The following is a 14,741-nucleotide window of genomic DNA, read 5'->3' on the forward strand; positions in this document are numbered from 1 at the left end:
GTAAGACCCCTTGTAGACGACGAGGTTGATAGGTTCGAGGTGGAAGTGCAGCAATGCATGCAGCTGACGAATACTAATCGGTCGAGGGCTTAACCTAATATAGGGATCTTTGACGAAAGTCAAAGTCTCTCTGATCAGCTGACTAAGCAGCTAGCACCTACGTCTAACGTAGCCATGCACATGATTACTTTACGTAAGTTTCGTATCTAGTTTTCAGGGAATACTATTCCTGAATCGTATATATATCTTGGAGAGATACCCAAGTGGCTATAAGGGGACCCTCTGCTAAGGGGTTAGACTGCGTAAGTGGTGCGAGGGTTCGAATCCCTCTCTCTCCGCCAGTTCCAAATATATATACACTTTTATGTGGCGGCGTAGCTCAGCTGGCTAGAGCGTACGGTTCATACCCGTAAGGTCGGGGGTTCGAGCCCCTCTGCCGCTACCATAAAACCAAAAGACCAGATGGAGGCTTAGCTCAGCTGGGAGAGCATCTGCCTTACAAGCAGAGGGTCGGCGGTTCGATCCCGTCAGCCTCCACCATCATCTTTACGCCGTTGTAGCTCAACTGGTAGAGCAACTGACTTGTAATCAGTAGGTTGGGGGTTCAAGTCCTCTCGACGGCACCATTTTTATGGTAAGACCTTTTGTAGCATGGAGCTGTGGTGTAGTGGCCTAACATGCCTGCCTGTCACGCAGGAGACCGCGGGTTCGAATCCCGTCAGCTCCGCCATTTCTTTTACAATTAATGTAGGACATGCTATAAATAATCATTTGGCTTTGTAGCTCAGTCGGTAGAGCAGAGGACTGAAAATCCTCGTGTCGGCGGTTCGATTCCGTCCAAAGCCATTGAGATGGTTGTATTGCTTTGGCAGTACGGGTATCTCGTATCCGGAGGCTTAGTGAAGTGGCTAAACACGGCAGACTGTAAATCTGCTCTCTTCGAGTTCGGTGGTTCGAATCCATCAGCCTCCATTTTACCTTGAGTCATTAGCTCAGTTGGTAGAGCACCTGACTTTTAATCAGGGTGTCGTAGGTTCGAATCCTACATGACTCACTTTTATTAGTAAACGTAGAAGGCCGTGAGGTCTTTTTTTGTTTTATATAACCGAATAAGGGCGAATTCGCCCCTTACATAAAGAAAAAGCATCCATAAGCAGGATGCTTTTTTTCTATTTCAACTTGTCTGCAACGGACTTCATTTTTTGCTTCATAGAGGCAGGTTTATCACGGCGATCGTCGATCTTAATAGATGTCGAGACTCGCTCTGCTCCATTCGTAAAAGGGACTTCGTGGACGGCACGAATGACTTCCAGCAGTCGATCTATGGGACCCTCAAGAATGGTACCCATAGGCGTCATTTCAAAAGCGATATCGGAATGTTTTTCTAGTTCTTTGTGCAGATCTGCTACATAACCGCTAAGACTGGTGGTGGCAGTTCCTATAGGGATAATAGTGAATTCTGCGATGGCCATGGAGGTCACTTTCTCCTTTCATTTTGTAATGCTCTCTTCCATTGTAGATGAGTGACAACAGGCAATGCAATTCACCATGAAGCTAACTCCGCAAATTAAGAACTGGCGATGTCAATAATATAATCAGCTGCTCTTGCTGCAAGCGCCATGACGGTGTTGGTGGGATTCCCTCCACTGGAGGCAACGAAAAGACTTGCATCGCAAATAAACAAGTTGGGAATGTCGTGGCTTTGACCGTAAGAATTGACGACGGAGGTAGCTGGGTCATTCCCCATGCGGCAGCCGCCCATGAGATGCTGTGTGTCAGATACCACGTGAGCAACCTCACCACCGGCTGCTTTGAGGATGAGTTTCATATTCTCAACGGGATGATCGATTAATTTGCGATCGTTATCTCCATAATTGAAGGTTACGGAGGCACGAGGCATTCCATTTTTATCTTGTTCAGCGGATAAGGAGATATGGTTGTCCCATTGTGGAAGCACTTCACCAACCATGGTTAAGCGCGCCCATAGTAATTGTAATCAAGCATGATTTGCCTAAGCTACGGCCCCCAGCTGGGCTCATGAGACGCTTTGCTGATCCCCTGAGCCATATCTATCGGTCTCGAGCCGTGAGAGTGAATCGTATAGTCACGAGTGAAGCCTCTGCGCGGATTGGTTTCATAGAAATCTTGTGTAGAAGCTAACACAGGTGTGCCTTTGTACAAACGAACCTCTTGCTCAAATTTGGCGTAGACATCATTACTGCTATGCTCATTATCGCACGGCCTACCCAGCCGCTGGAATTCGCCAGACCGTCAGGAAATTGAGAAGTAGCGGAGTGAAGCAGCAGAAGGGGGGTCTTAACAACATGAGCGCTTAAAATGACAGTTTTGGCACGTTGGCGGTAGGTCTTTCCATGGTTAACAAAGAGAACACCGCTCACATGCCCCTCTTTATCGACTTCGATTTGCGTATCCATACAATTAGGAAGAATTTCAGCCCCGGCTTGAACGGCCTTAGGAATATGAACGATCAAGGTACCAAACTTGGTGTTCGGCATACAGCCTTGGCTACAGAAGCCGCGATTGGTACATGGAGGACGACCTTCAAAAGGAGCAGATAGAATAGCAAGCGGTGTAGCCGCGGATTGAATGCCAAGTGCTTTACAGCCTTTTTGAAATAAATAAGCATTAGGACTTAGGGGGTCTTTGGCTATTACACCGCCTGCTGCCCCTGCACCTATAATTGAGATATTCGACAGCAGCATGTTCATGTCTTCACTTCATGGCTTTCTCACTGCTTCCCAAGGATCAAGTTGGCCTGGATCCACTCTTACATATCCGCGAGGATAGGCAGGACCGCCAAAACCGATCTCCGACCAAACCAAAGGATGTGAATAATAGGATTCAACACTTAGCTGAAGGAGTTTATGAAACAGTGCTTTTTGTGGAATGTCATCCCAAGCTTCCGTCGGAGGGTAGCTGGCCTCACTGATCTGGAGCATGATGTGCTTTTGAGCAGCTTCGTCTAATTGGAAGAAAGGTCGGCTATCGGCTATCCATCCAGCTTCGTCAATTGCTTTAAGTCCCTGACGCAGCAGGTTTTGAATGGGGGGGACATTGACCTTGCGCTGTCCTTCCCCTTTATTTTCTGCCAACGTTTGATCGATATGAGTAAGGATCGTTTGAATAATATCTCCTCGATGATCATCCATGAGCAGAGCGCACCAAGCCCGTAATGTTTCCGTTTCTACTGGAGTTAGAAATTGATAAGAATGTTCACGCACCAGTCGGGAGGACACGATGGATCGTGTATGGGAATCCCATTCTTTTTGCTCATCCATGACGTTGTAGGTCGGATAATAAGTATGATTCTTCAAGGTAAATCAACCTCCATAGATAGCAGTATGACCCAAAATGCTAATGACAGAAAATAGTAAGGCATCGTCATCGGCGGACCCGTAAGAAAATTTCGTAATTCTAAGCCAACTACGCGTTTCTGAACACCTTTGATGTGAAAAATAAAGCCGATAATTCCTTGAATGACGCCAAGCCAGAAGCAGATATGGGTCACTATATACCAGCCTTTGCTATTCTGCAGTGTACTGATGAAGGAAACGAAACTAATCACAAGAGCGGATGAATCACCCTAGTACAATTATTTCCAAATTACCAAAGAATATGAGTTGGTTTTATTTGGCCATATTTACCAAGCTTCCATTGTAACGGCTCGTCGAGTACTTAACTAAAGTCACCTAACTAAACAGATCCATTTTGCGGTAGTTGCGGGAGGGGTCTTTCACATTCACATGAGGGGGGGCACATATGTTACAATAAGGAGATAGATATAGAAGATATATGGGAGTAAGGAGAGAGGCAGATGGATTGGGAGCGTGTCAAAGAGCGTTTGGAAGCGGTTTTACAGTCGCCTATGCAGATTAGCTTGATACCCGTGGCAGATTGGGAGCATTTGGCGGAAGAGCAGGCAGAGAGTCTTGAGAGCTTTAATCGAAGTGTTGTGCGTGGTCAGGATGTGCTTTTTTATTTATCCAAAGAACATAAAGATATTCGCATTCTGCAGGTTTCCAAAGACAAATTAACATCTTCAGAGCGCAAGCTCGTGGAACTAACTGTAGAGTCTAAGATGACATTAGAAAAGAAGCAGTGGGGAGTCTTTCTATCTGAAGATGAAAGAAAGGCACACCAATTAAAAGATTGGCTGCTGCTGCAGATGGAACGCGGTTCAACCCATGCCGAGCTCCCGGATGCGCTTGCTTCACAATCCTCCCTGTATTCAACGAAAATTCCGCTGTTGTTGTATGGGGATTATTCTCAAAATCAGCGCGTTTCCTATACGGAACTGAAGAAACTGTTGGAGTCTTTTTTTGAATCGGAGATTATCTTGATTCCTTTACTAGAAAAAGAGTGGCTGATCCTAGCGCCCGAAGGTCTACTAACTAGTGGCAGCGAAGAGCGAGAAGGGGATGAGGAAGAAAGCGTAGAGCAGATACTCGACGCTCTCGGTTCTGGGCTGTATGAAATGCTTGCTAATGAATGGGTTGGCGAATGCCATCTAGCCATTGATTACCCGGTAAAGCCTTCGAAATCGCTGTTTGCCACGATTCTCAAGCTGAGGGAAACCATCATGTTAGGGCGTTCCTTTCATGTAGGCAGCTTTATTCATCTTCGTTGGGAGCTTCGATTGGAGAAGCTGCTGCACTTGATTGATGAAGAGGAAAAGGCTGAATTCTTAGAGCAGGTGCTTCGCGGCATAGACCACGTGCTGGATGCAGAGACGGTCATCACGTTGGAACATTTCTTCACACTGGATTGCAACGTTAGTGAAACAGCGAAGAAGTTATATATACATCGCAATACCTTGCTCTATCGTTTGGACAAGTTTAAAAATGAGACCGGACTCGATGTGAGAACGTTCAATCATGCGGTTTTAGTGAGACTTGCATTACTATTGTACAAAGTAACGAAAAGAAAGTGATTTTTTTGTAGGGATTGTGCATAGTCAGTCCGGACTTCGTAAGGTAAGATGAGTATATTGAAAAGTTGATCAGCAAGCATATGATCGATAAATCGTAGGGGGAATGAAACCATGGCAGGCGTACGTTTAAACCATATCGTTAAAAGATATTCTGGTGCAGAAGAATCCACAGTTAAAGATTTCCATCTTGAAGTTGAAGATAAAGAGTTCGTTGTATTGGTTGGAGCATCCGGTTGCGGAAAATCCACAACTCTTCGTATGATCGCAGGATTAGAGGAAATTACTGAAGGTGAACTTTACATCGGCGACCGCCTTGTAAATGACGTAGCTCCAAAAGACCGCGATATTGCGATGGTTTTCCAATCTTACGCTCTTTACCCACATATGACTGTATATCAAAACATGGCATTCGGCTTGAAACTTCGTAAATTCAAAAAAGCAGATATCGATGCTCGCGTTCGTGAAGCAGCGAAAATCTTGGATATCGTTCATTTGCTTGATCGCAAACCAAAAGCTCTTTCCGGTGGTCAACGTCAACGTGTTGCCTTGGGTCGTGCGATTGTTCGTGAGCCACAAGTATTCTTAATGGATGAGCCACTTTCCAACTTGGATGCGAAACTTCGTGTACAAATGCGTGCGGAAATCACAAAATTAACAAAACGTCTTGGTGTTACAACGATCTACGTAACGCATGACCAAATCGAAGCAATGACAATGGGCGATCGCATCGTTGTTATGGATAAAGGTATCATTCAACAAGCAGCTACACCTGAAGAAATCTACAACTTCCCAGTGAACATCTTCGTTGCGGGCTTCATTGGATCCCCATCCATGAACTTCATGACAGGTTCATTGACACAAGAAGGCAGTGGTGTTTTCTTCAAAGCAGGTACTGTGAACGTTGAAGTTCCAGCTGGTAAAGCACAAGTGTTGAAAGATAAAGGTTTCGTTGGTAAAGAAGTTATTCTGGGTGTTCGTCCAGAAGATATCCACGAAGAGCCAGTATTCTTGGAAGCATCCCCGAACACAGTATTCAACGTTAACGTTGAGTTGACTGAGAACTTGGGTCACGAAATGTACTTGTACCTGAATGGTATCGGCGCTAACACTGTAATCGCACGTGTTGACGGTCGTTCAGGAATCAAAGAAGGCACAAATGTTAAATTGGCTCTAGACATGAACAAAGTTCATTTCTTCGATAAAGATACAACATTGTCCATCTTGGTTAACCCTAATCTATAAGTTTTAACAGTAAGGCCAGCCGTTAACGGCTGGCCTTTTTTGTATGGTCATACAGTTTCATGAACACTTTAGTTGATTTCAACTAACTATTCCATTACGATGAAACTATTGGAAAGAATGAATAATAGCAGATGAAGCACGTTTTGCACAGGCAAAACTCGGAGGAGACAGGACGATGGCCAAAAAAGTGAAGGTTTCCGAATTGGTAGAACAACTCCATATGGAGGTTCTCGCAGGTGAGTCTGGACTGAAACGTCCCATAACAACCGGTGATCTATACCGTCCAGGTCTCGAGATGGCCGGATATTTTAATTATCATCCAAGAGAACGTATCCAAATGTTAGGGAAGACGGAAGTCACCTTCATGGAAATGTTAACGACGGGTGTAAGGCGGAATCGGGTAGAGCAGCTATGTTCGCCGGAGGAAACACCTTGTATCATCGTGACAAGAGGATTAGATGTTCCTGTTGAATTACTGGAAGAAGCGACTAAGCGTGATCTCCCCGTACTTCGAAGCCAAATGTCTACAACGATTTTTGCGAGTCGTTTAACAGGGTTTCTAGAGAATAAATTAGCTCCAAGTACGACAATCCATGGTGTACTTGTCGATGTATACGGAATTGGTATGCTCATTACAGGGAGCAGCGGCATCGGGAAAAGTGAAACAGCACTTGAGCTTGTAAAAAGAGGTCATCGGCTTATTGCGGATGACGCAGTAGAAATTCGTCAAAATGGCGATAAGGTGCTGACAGGGAATGCTCCTGAGCTTATACGTCATTTGCTTGAAATCCGCGGTGTAGGTATCATTAATGTAATGACTTTATTCGGAGCTGGTGCGATTCGTAATGTGAAGAAAATTTCGGTTGTTGTTAAATTGGAAAATTGGCAGCAGGACAAGCAATATGACCGATTGGGTCTTGATGAAGAATTGACACGTATCATTGATACGGATCTTCCACTCGTCACTATTCCTGTCCGACCAGGACGAAACTTAGCGGTTATCGTGGAAGTGGCCGCGATGAACTATCGTTTAAAACGAATGGGATACAACGCGGCACTTCAGTTTACGAATAAACTGACGGAGTCGTTGAACGAGGATTTTGAGGATTTCGATTGATTAAGCAGCAAATTATATAAAGATAATGAAGGAGTGAAAATATGCTCGAAAGCGTTGCGTTTTCCTTAGGACCGATACACGTCCGGTGGTATGGCATTATTTTAGGTACAGCCGCGTTAATTGGTTTGTTACTGGCAATTCGAGAAGGGAAACGGTTCCGAATCGTTCCTGACTTTTTCATGGATTTATTGTTAATTGGGGTACCTTCAGCGATTATTGGCGCTAGAATTTACTATGTAGCCTTCCAATGGTCCGATTATAAGGATAATTTAGCAGAAATTTTTATGATATGGCACGGCGGTATTGCCATTTATGGAGCGCTAATTGGTGCGATTATCGGTACTTTTTTCTATGTAAGAGCCAAAGGGTACTCATTCTTGAGAATCGCGGACATTTGTGCACCGGGTTTAATTGTGGGACAAGCGATAGGACGTTGGGGCAACTTTATGAATCAGGAAGCCCACGGAGGCCCTGTTACGGAGTCATTCTTACGCAACACCTTGCACCTACCTAATTTTATCGTAAATCAAATGAACATTGAGGGTACTTTTTATCATCCGGCTTTCCTGTATGAATCCGTCTGGAATATCTTAGGGCTGCTGGTTCTGCTCTGGCTTCGTCGTAGGCCGTTCCTTCGGGCAGGGGAACTATTTTTCAGTTATTTTATCTGGTATTCCATTGGTCGTTTCTTTATCGAAGGTGTGCGTACAGATAGTCTTGATTTCACAGGGCCCACGTGGCTTGCGTCGCTCTTGAATACACTGTGGTCACCAATGACGGTTGTATTTGAACCGGGCGTGCTTACCTATGGCGGCAATGTGAGATTCTCGCAGTTGTTAGCGCTTCTGATTGTGATAGGGATGGTTATCGTTATTATTGTGAGAAGGCAAAAGGGTTACGCGAATGTGCGTTATGCGGATCCGATTGTTTCCACGAAAGCTGAAGAGAAAAATAAAGTAATGAAAGATCAAGAGATAGATAAAGGAGCAGACTATGATTCAAACCGTACTGTTTGATCTGGATGGAACGATTGTTGATACAAACGAGCTGATTGTACAATCTTTTTTGCATAGCTTGGAAGGTGAGACGGCAGAGCCTGTCAGTCGGGAACTCATCATTCCGAATATGGGGCGTCCGCTTGTGGAACAAATGGAATTCTTTACAGGCAGGAAAGAAGTTGAAGAAATCATTAAGAAGTATCGGACTTTCAACTTATCCAAGCATGATGAGCTGGTCAAAGAATTTCCGAATGTGCACACGGCGATGGCGAAGCTGCACGCAAACGGGATTAAAATCGGGATCGTAACGAGCAAGATTCGACAAACGACTCTGATGGGTTTAAAACTATGTGGGCTGGATACTTTCGTTAGTACCATTGTGACCGTTGAAGATGTAAAGGAACCGAAACCGCATCCGGAAGGCATAATTGCAGCGCTTAAGGTGTTAGGAAGTACTGCAGATCAAGCGGTTATGGTTGGAGATAGCCATTATGACATTGAGGCAGCCAAAAATGCGGGAGTCATATCTGTTGGCGTATCCTGGTCATGGAAAGGGCGCTCCTACTTAGAGCAGTATAACCCGGATCATTTGATCGACGATATGCTTGACCTGCTTCCGATTGTGGGGCTGACGTCGGATGTGGATGCTGTTTGAGAAAAACGGATAAGTATCCGGTAGATGGACCTAATGCTTTATGGCAAATCTATCATACCGTTAGCAAATGGAAGGCGATGCGGAATTTCGTTTTCATACAGATAACGCGGTACTCGCCTTCGCTGCGTATGAAAAATTGGATCTACCGGCACGTATTGGGGATGAAGGTTGGTGAACATACCGCTTTTGCTTTGATGGTGATGGTGGATGTCTTTTTTCCAGAGAAGATTCATATTGGGAGCAATACGATTATTGGGTATAACACAACGATATTGGCCCATGAATATTTAACCAATGAATATAGACTCGGAGATGTAAATATAGGATCGCATGTGATGGTCGGTGCCAATACGACGATCCTACCGGGTGTGACGATTGGAGACTATGCCATTATTGGAGCGGGCTCGGTTGTGCACAAGGATGTGGCACCGTATAGCTTTGTAGCAGGGAATCCACTTCAGACGATTCGTGAAAGAATGAATGAGAAATGAGAGTTGTATGCTCTAGAGCCGTACAGCTCTTTTTTTGCGTATGAATGAAGAGATATCAAGAGCGGATAATCAGGGGAAAGACGATTGACGGTCCTAAGCTTACGTGATAAAATAGCCGTACATTCTTTATTTTGGTAGTATGGTAGCACGTTACCGTGTTAAAGCGAATAAAAGGAAATTGAATTCCTACATATTGAGGTGAGACGGTGTCAAAGCCAAAAGTATTTGAAAAACCGTTAGGGGTTAAAGATTATTTGCCCGAAGCGGTTACGAAATTAAGAAATATAGAATTCCGTGTATTGGCCTGTATGGAACGCTGGGGTTATAACCAGATCATTACACCTACACTCGAATATTACGATACCGTTGGTGTTGCAAGCTCCACAGAAGATAAAAAGCTGTTCAAGCTGCTCGACCGTAAGGGTAAGACGCTTGTTTTGCGGTCTGAATTGACAGCGCCAATTGCGCGTGTGGCTTCTTCCTTGCTCAAAGAACATGCGTTCCCGTTGCGTCTGTCCTACCATTCGAATGTCTTTCGTTCGATTGAAGAGGAAGCTGGCCGGGATTCAGAGTTTTTCCAGACGGGCGTCGAGCTTATTGGAGATGGTTCATCTGAAGCGGATGCTGAGGTTGTAGCGTTAGCGATTGCTTCGCTGCAAGCGGCTGGCGTAGGCGCGTTCAAAATTGCGCTCGGTCACGTAGGTTTCCTGAACGGTTTGTTCCAGGAAACGCTGGAAGGACGCAGTGATGCACAGCTCGCGCTAAAGGAGCATTTGCTCAGTCGCGATTATGTGGGGTACCGCGAAGCTATTAAGTCTCTAGCTCTTACACCTGAGGTAGAGCGTGAGCTTATTGGCGTGCTGCGGCTTAGAGGCGGAGATGAAATATGCGAGCAAGCTCGTATGGTATCTCAGCACCCTATCGCGCAGGATGCGATTCGTCATTTATGCGAAGTATGGGATGTACTGAAAGCCTATGGGGTTAGTGAGCATGTAGTCATTGATTTAACGATGATCGGAGATTTCTCCTACTATACAGGCATGACCTTTGAAGGATATGCGTCCGATTTAGGCTTCCCGGTCTGTAGCGGCGGCAGATATGATAATCTGCTAAGTCAATTTGGGCGTCCAGCTCCGGCGACGGGGTTTGCGCTTAAGACGAACCGAATCCTAGAGGTTACAGGCAAAGAAAGCGTGGAGCAGCCAGGCCGTGTGCTGATTGCCTACGATGCTGAGCATCGTGAAGAAGCGCTGCAGTTGGCGAAGGCTATGCGCAGCAGTGATGATGAGGTTATTATTATCACACAGTTGGTGAGCGAGTATGAAGCTTGGTCGAACGAGTTGTTGAACAAGGGAGACGGCCAGTATGAGCTTGGCGGAACGGTTTATAGTGATGTTATTACGATGATTGATATAGCGGTTTGATATTGAGCAATTGAAAGAGCATTGAAAGAGCAAGAGTAAGAACGAGAACAAGTGCAAGGCAAAAGCAAGAACAAGTGCAAGTGCAAGAATAAGAGCAAGAGCAAGAGCAAGTACAAGAGCAAGTACAAGAGCAAGTACAAGTGCAAGATCCACAAGTGCAGTAGAAAATGCAGTTGCAAAAGCGAAATCAAATGCATGAGTGCGTCTCGCTCCGTTGGTTGGAAGTTTTGAAGGAGGTTGGTACGGTGGATGATATTCTAAAAGTAGCGATGCCGAAAGGCCGTATATATAAACAAGCAGCGAAGCTTTTTCATAAAGCAGGTCTGCCGATTCCGGAGGACCTGGAAGAAGGACGCCGGTTAATAATTCCGGTTCATGAAGCAAGAATGGAATTCATTTTGGCCAAACCGGTGGATGTTCCTACCTATGTCGAATATGGCGTAGCGGATATCGGGGTTGTCGGTAAGGATGTCCTGATGGAGGAGAACCGCAACGTGTACGAGCTGCTGGATCTGGGCATCGCACGCTGCCGGATGTCGGTTATTGGACTGCCAGATTGGAAGCAAGAGATTAATCCGCGCGTCGCGACGAAGTATCCGAACGTCGCTTCTCAGTATTTTCGCGAACGAGGGCAGCAGGTTGAAGTTATCAAGCTAAACGGCTCTATCGAGCTTGCGCCGCTGATTGGCCTTGCTGACCGGATCGTGGACATGGTCGAAACGGGAGAAACACTTCGGGAGAACGGACTTGTGGAGCAAGAGGAGATTTTTCAGATTACGAGCCGCTTAATTGCGAATCGGGTGAGTTATCGCATGAAGAATGATTCCATTCAGCGGTTATGTGATATGCTCCAGGCTGTTTTGCCTGTGATTAAGGCGTAGAACGAACCATCGAGATTAGATCACTCACATTGAAAGGTTGAATCAGTTATACAACCTAAGTTTACCCACTTTTAGAGGAACGACGATCCTCTATTTGAACGAAAACGTTAAGAAACTCAGATTAGCGGAACGAGAGTACTCTATTTGAGCGAAATTAGGGTTCAATGAGGCAGAAACAACGAAATAAGGGATCCTCGTTCCTCGAATTCATGAAATAGGCTGTTTTCCGACAAATAACGTATCCACGTTCCCACTCATAGAGGAAATGTTATTGTAATGCGCGGAAAATGGGGCAAATAGATAAAGTAACAAGATCAAGAGATAAAGTAACAAGATCAAGAGAGGATGATGAAGATGCGGATACTTCCCGCCTCGGAATTTCAATTGAACCGCGAGGTCGAATACGGCTCACCCGAGCAAAATGAGACCGTCCGCCGCATCATCGATGAGGTGCGGCAGGACGGAGATGCCGCGCTGCGACGCATGGCGCAGCAGTTCGACCGCGTCACCGTCGCTGAGCTTCGTGTCAGCGACGAGGAGATCCAAGCGGCGTACGCGCAAGTCGACGCCGAGTTCCTGGCGGCGCTGCGACAAGCCGCCGCCAATATTCGTGCGTTTCATGAGAAGCAGAAACGCACGTCATGGATGGACCTGCAGGCGAACGGCAGCCTGCTGGGCCAAATCATCCGACCGCTGAAGCGGGTCGGATTGTACGTGCCCGGAGGGAAGGCGGCTTACCCTTCCTCCGTGCTCATGAATGCCATCCCCGCGATCGTCGCGGGGGTGCCGGAGATCGCGATGGTGACGCCTCCGGCCACCGCGGGGGAAGAGGGCATCAACCCGCATATCCTCGTGGCAGCAGCCGAAGCGGGTGTGAAAGAGATCTACCGCGTAGGCGGGGCGCAGGCGGTAGCCGCGCTGGCCTACGGCACGGAATCGATCACGCCGGTCGATAAGATCGTCGGGCCCGGCAACATTTACGTCGCGCTGGCGAAGCGCTTCGTGTTCGGCGTCGTCGATATCGACATGATCGCCGGACCAACGGACATCGTCGTGCTTGCAGATGAGCACGCCGATCCTGAATATGTCGCGGCCGATTTGCTGGCGCAGGCCGAACATGACGAGATGTCACCGTCGATTCTGGTGACACCATCGAGAGAACTAGCCGAAGCGGTTCGGCTAGAGCTGTGGCGGCAGTTGGATGTGCTGCCGAAGAAAGCGATCGCCTCTGTGTCCACAGCAACCAAAGGAGCTATACTCCTTGTGGATAACTTGGACGAGGGCGTTGACGTTGTCAATCGTTTGGCGCCGGAGCATTGCGAGCTGCTGGTGCAGGAGCCTTTTAACCTGCTGCCTCGCATTGAGAATGCAGGAGCTATTTTCCTTGGTGCCTACAGTACGGAACCCGTCGGCGATTATTTTGCTGGGCCTAACCATGTACTGCCGACGAATGGCACTGCCCGTTTTTCATCACCACTGAATGTGGACGATTTCCTAAAAAAATCAAGCGTTATTCACTATAGCAAGGAAGCACTGATCGCAAACGGCGAAATGATTATGACGCTGGCCCGTAACGAAGGGTTGGAAGGTCATGCTAGAGCGGTAGAGATTCGACTCAAGAAGGAAGGGAAGTTGAAATAATGGCTGAACAAGATAAAGGGATCACTCGCTCAGCGCGTGTAGCCCGCAAAACGAATGAGACTGACATTGTCCTCGCGTTTCAAGTAGATGGAACGGGGGTTTCTGAGATCCAAACCGATGTTCCTTTCTTAAACCATATGCTTGATTTGTTCACGAAACATGGACAGTTCGATCTGAATGTTGATGCTAAAGGCGATATCGAGATCGATGATCATCATACGGTTGAAGATATCGGCATTTGCTTAGGTCAAACGCTTCGTGAAGCACTAGGCGATAAAAAAGGGATTAAACGTTATGCCAGTGTGTTCGTTCCTATGGATGAAGCCCTTGCTCAAGTGGTTATCGACATTAGCAACCGACCGCATTTCGAATATCGTGCGCAGTATCCTTCACAAACTGTGGGCAGTTTTGATACACAGCTTGTTCAAGAGTTTCTGTGGAAGTTTGCTCTTGAAGCCCGTATCACGCTGCATGTTATCGTGCATTACGGACAAAACACGCATCACATGATTGAAGCTGTATTTAAAGCTTTAGGCCGAGCGCTAGATGAAGCGACATCGATTGATCCTCGTGTGCAGGGGGTTCCTTCGACGAAGGGAGTGCTGTAAGAATGATCGCCATTATTGATTATGGAATGGGCAATTTACACAGCGTAAGCAAGGCTGTCGAGCGTCTAGGTTACGAAGCTGTTGTAACAGGGGATGCCGAGCAGATCCTCGCAGCTGAGGGCGCTATCCTGCCAGGTGTAGGCGCATTCGGGGATGCGATGGAGCAGCTGCGCGAGTCGGGCTTGAATGATGTCGTCATCCGTTATGCGGAATCGGGTAAACCTCTACTAGGCATTTGTCTTGGTATGCAGTTGTTATTCGCTAGCAGCGAGGAGCATGGGGATCATGAGGGGCTTGCGCTTTTGCCTGGCTCGGTCGTTCGCTTTCGCGGTGACTACAAGGTGCCGCATATGGGTTGGAATCGATTAGTCACCAAGCAAAATGAGAGTCCGATTTTCCAAGGTATCGAAGAAGGGCACGTGTACTTCGTCCACTCTTATCATGCGAAGCCGGAGCGCGAAAGCGATCTGCTCGCGGTAACGGATTACCATCAGCCAGTGACGGCCATTGTAGGCAGAGACAACGTATACGGTATGCAGTTTCACCCCGAAAAAAGCGGAGATATCGGCATGAAGCTGCTTAATAATTTCCTCGCTATGTGTGTTAGCAAATAACAGTCTTTATTGGACTTAGAATAAAAAGTGGACACCTCTTAGATTCAGGCAGATAATAAATCTAATAAATCGAAGAGGTGCCGGCGCCATGAGTGTGAAGAGACAACATTACAATGAGA

Annotated in this window: 14 protein-coding genes, 8 tRNA genes, 1 rRNA gene and 1 pseudogene; 20 read left to right on the forward strand and 4 right to left on the reverse strand. The window is 46.6% G+C overall.

Annotated elements, in window-relative coordinates; translation table 11 throughout:
• From AC58U0_RS36760 to AC58U0_RS36800, 9 genes are all read left to right on the forward strand, one after another.
• Positions 1-97 (forward strand): 23S ribosomal RNA (locus AC58U0_RS36760); the annotation flags it as partial.
• A 152-nt stretch (positions 98-249) separates the two neighbouring features.
• Positions 250-341 (forward strand) — tRNA-Ser (locus AC58U0_RS36765).
• Positions 342-368: 27 nt separating this feature from the next.
• Positions 369-445, forward strand: a tRNA-Met gene (locus AC58U0_RS36770).
• Positions 446-464: 19 nt separating this feature from the next.
• Positions 465-540, forward strand: a tRNA-Val gene (locus AC58U0_RS36775).
• 10 nt (positions 541-550) lie between these two features.
• Positions 551-626: transfer RNA gene (locus AC58U0_RS36780), tRNA-Thr, on the forward strand.
• A gap of 27 nt (positions 627-653) precedes the next feature.
• Positions 654-730: transfer RNA gene (locus AC58U0_RS36785), tRNA-Asp, on the forward strand.
• 43 nt (positions 731-773) lie between these two features.
• A tRNA-Phe gene (locus AC58U0_RS36790) sits at positions 774-846 on the forward strand.
• Between the two features lie 44 nt (positions 847-890).
• A tRNA-Tyr gene (locus AC58U0_RS36795) sits at positions 891-972 on the forward strand.
• A 9-nt stretch (positions 973-981) separates the two neighbouring features.
• A tRNA-Lys gene (locus AC58U0_RS36800) sits at positions 982-1,054 on the forward strand.
• A gap of 115 nt (positions 1,055-1,169) precedes the next feature.
• Here AC58U0_RS36800 and AC58U0_RS36805 read toward each other — a convergent pair.
• From AC58U0_RS36805 to AC58U0_RS36820, 4 genes and pseudogenes are all read right to left on the reverse strand, one after another.
• Positions 1,170-1,472, reverse strand: a complete 303-nt coding sequence (locus tag AC58U0_RS36805) for an MTH1187 family thiamine-binding protein (RefSeq protein WP_307551343.1) — start codon at positions 1,470-1,472, stop codon at positions 1,170-1,172.
• Positions 1,473-1,567: 95 nt separating this feature from the next.
• Positions 1,568-2,666 (reverse strand): annotated as a pseudogene (locus AC58U0_RS36810) (GMC oxidoreductase); the annotation flags it as partial.
• A gap of 72 nt (positions 2,667-2,738) precedes the next feature.
• Positions 2,739-3,335: a gluconate 2-dehydrogenase subunit 3 family protein gene (locus tag AC58U0_RS36815; RefSeq protein ID WP_497383596.1), complete on the reverse strand. Its 597-nt coding sequence runs from the start codon at positions 3,333-3,335 to the stop codon at positions 2,739-2,741.
• Positions 3,332-3,586 carry a hypothetical protein gene (locus tag AC58U0_RS36820; protein WP_497383597.1) on the reverse strand — a complete coding sequence of 85 codons (255 nt, stop codon included), beginning with the start codon at positions 3,584-3,586 and terminating at the stop codon, positions 3,332-3,334. The genes AC58U0_RS36815 and AC58U0_RS36820 overlap by 4 nt, the downstream gene beginning before the upstream one ends.
• 249 nt (positions 3,587-3,835) lie before the next feature.
• Between AC58U0_RS36820 and AC58U0_RS36825 the strand changes: the two genes are divergently transcribed.
• The 11 genes from AC58U0_RS36825 (at position 3,836) to hisH (ending at position 14,622) form a co-directional block, all read left to right on the forward strand.
• Complete coding sequence (locus tag AC58U0_RS36825) at positions 3,836-4,951, forward strand: PucR family transcriptional regulator (RefSeq protein ID WP_497383598.1); 1,116 nt, start codon at positions 3,836-3,838, stop codon at positions 4,949-4,951.
• 111 nt (positions 4,952-5,062) lie between these two features.
• Complete coding sequence (locus tag AC58U0_RS36830) at positions 5,063-6,193, forward strand: ABC transporter ATP-binding protein (RefSeq protein ID WP_029199455.1); 1,131 nt, start codon at positions 5,063-5,065, stop codon at positions 6,191-6,193.
• Positions 6,194-6,368: 175 nt separating this feature from the next.
• Positions 6,369-7,310 (forward strand): HPr(Ser) kinase/phosphatase, encoded by a 942-nt coding sequence (hprK, locus tag AC58U0_RS36835; RefSeq protein ID WP_057302634.1) that lies wholly within the window; start codon positions 6,369-6,371, stop codon positions 7,308-7,310.
• A 41-nt stretch (positions 7,311-7,351) separates the two neighbouring features.
• Entirely contained in the window at positions 7,352-8,326 is a 975-nt protein-coding gene (gene lgt, locus AC58U0_RS36840) for a prolipoprotein diacylglyceryl transferase (protein WP_082562111.1), read from the forward strand.
• Positions 8,304-8,963 (forward strand): pyrophosphatase PpaX, encoded by a 660-nt coding sequence (ppaX, locus tag AC58U0_RS36845; RefSeq protein WP_497383599.1) that lies wholly within the window; start codon positions 8,304-8,306, stop codon positions 8,961-8,963. The genes lgt and ppaX overlap by 23 nt, the downstream gene beginning before the upstream one ends.
• Positions 8,960-9,454 carry an acyltransferase gene (locus AC58U0_RS36850; RefSeq protein ID WP_497383600.1) on the forward strand — a complete coding sequence of 165 codons (495 nt, stop codon included), beginning with the start codon at positions 8,960-8,962 and terminating at the stop codon, positions 9,452-9,454. Before ppaX ends, AC58U0_RS36850 begins: the two co-directional genes overlap by 4 nt.
• Positions 9,455-9,660: 206 nt before the next feature.
• A complete protein-coding gene (locus AC58U0_RS36855) occupies positions 9,661-10,878 on the forward strand; it encodes an ATP phosphoribosyltransferase regulatory subunit (protein ID WP_497383601.1) in 1,218 nt (405 codons plus the stop codon).
• A 245-nt stretch (positions 10,879-11,123) separates the two neighbouring features.
• Entirely contained in the window at positions 11,124-11,759 is a 636-nt protein-coding gene (gene hisG / locus AC58U0_RS36860) for an ATP phosphoribosyltransferase (protein ID WP_057302649.1), read from the forward strand.
• 354 nt (positions 11,760-12,113) lie between these two features.
• Positions 12,114-13,400 carry a histidinol dehydrogenase gene (hisD, locus tag AC58U0_RS36865; protein WP_497383604.1) on the forward strand — a complete coding sequence of 429 codons (1,287 nt, stop codon included), beginning with the start codon at positions 12,114-12,116 and terminating at the stop codon, positions 13,398-13,400.
• Positions 13,400-14,008 (forward strand): imidazoleglycerol-phosphate dehydratase HisB, encoded by a 609-nt coding sequence (gene hisB, locus AC58U0_RS36870; RefSeq protein WP_497383602.1) that lies wholly within the window; start codon positions 13,400-13,402, stop codon positions 14,006-14,008. Before hisD ends, hisB begins: the two co-directional genes overlap by 1 nt.
• Positions 14,009-14,010: 2 nt before the next feature.
• Positions 14,011-14,622: an imidazole glycerol phosphate synthase subunit HisH gene (gene hisH / locus AC58U0_RS36875; RefSeq protein ID WP_497383603.1), complete on the forward strand. Its 612-nt coding sequence runs from the start codon at positions 14,011-14,013 to the stop codon at positions 14,620-14,622.
• Positions 14,623-14,741 lie beyond the last annotated feature (119 nt).

Source organism: Paenibacillus sp. J31P190 (assembly GCF_059692075.1).

Excerpts from the sequence above, each read along its gene's own strand:
- AC58U0_RS36805 (WP_307551343.1), bottom strand. The coding sequence starts at position 1,472 with ATGGCCATCGCAGAATTCACTATTATCCCTATAGGAACTGCCACCACC.
- AC58U0_RS36825 (WP_497383598.1), top strand. The coding sequence starts at position 3,836 with ATGGATTGGGAGCGTGTCAAAGAGCGTTTGGAAGCGGTTTTACAGTCG.
- AC58U0_RS36830 (WP_029199455.1), top strand. The coding sequence starts at position 5,063 with ATGGCAGGCGTACGTTTAAACCATATCGTTAAAAGATATTCTGGTGCA.
- hprK (WP_057302634.1), top strand. The coding sequence starts at position 6,369 with ATGGCCAAAAAAGTGAAGGTTTCCGAATTGGTAGAACAACTCCATATG.
- lgt (WP_082562111.1), top strand. The coding sequence starts at position 7,352 with ATGCTCGAAAGCGTTGCGTTTTCCTTAGGACCGATACACGTCCGGTGG.
- ppaX (WP_497383599.1), top strand. The coding sequence starts at position 8,304 with ATGATTCAAACCGTACTGTTTGATCTGGATGGAACGATTGTTGATACA.
- hisD (WP_497383604.1), top strand. The coding sequence starts at position 12,114 with ATGCGGATACTTCCCGCCTCGGAATTTCAATTGAACCGCGAGGTCGAA.
- hisB (WP_497383602.1), top strand. The coding sequence starts at position 13,400 with ATGGCTGAACAAGATAAAGGGATCACTCGCTCAGCGCGTGTAGCCCGC.
- hisH (WP_497383603.1), top strand. The coding sequence starts at position 14,011 with ATGATCGCCATTATTGATTATGGAATGGGCAATTTACACAGCGTAAGC.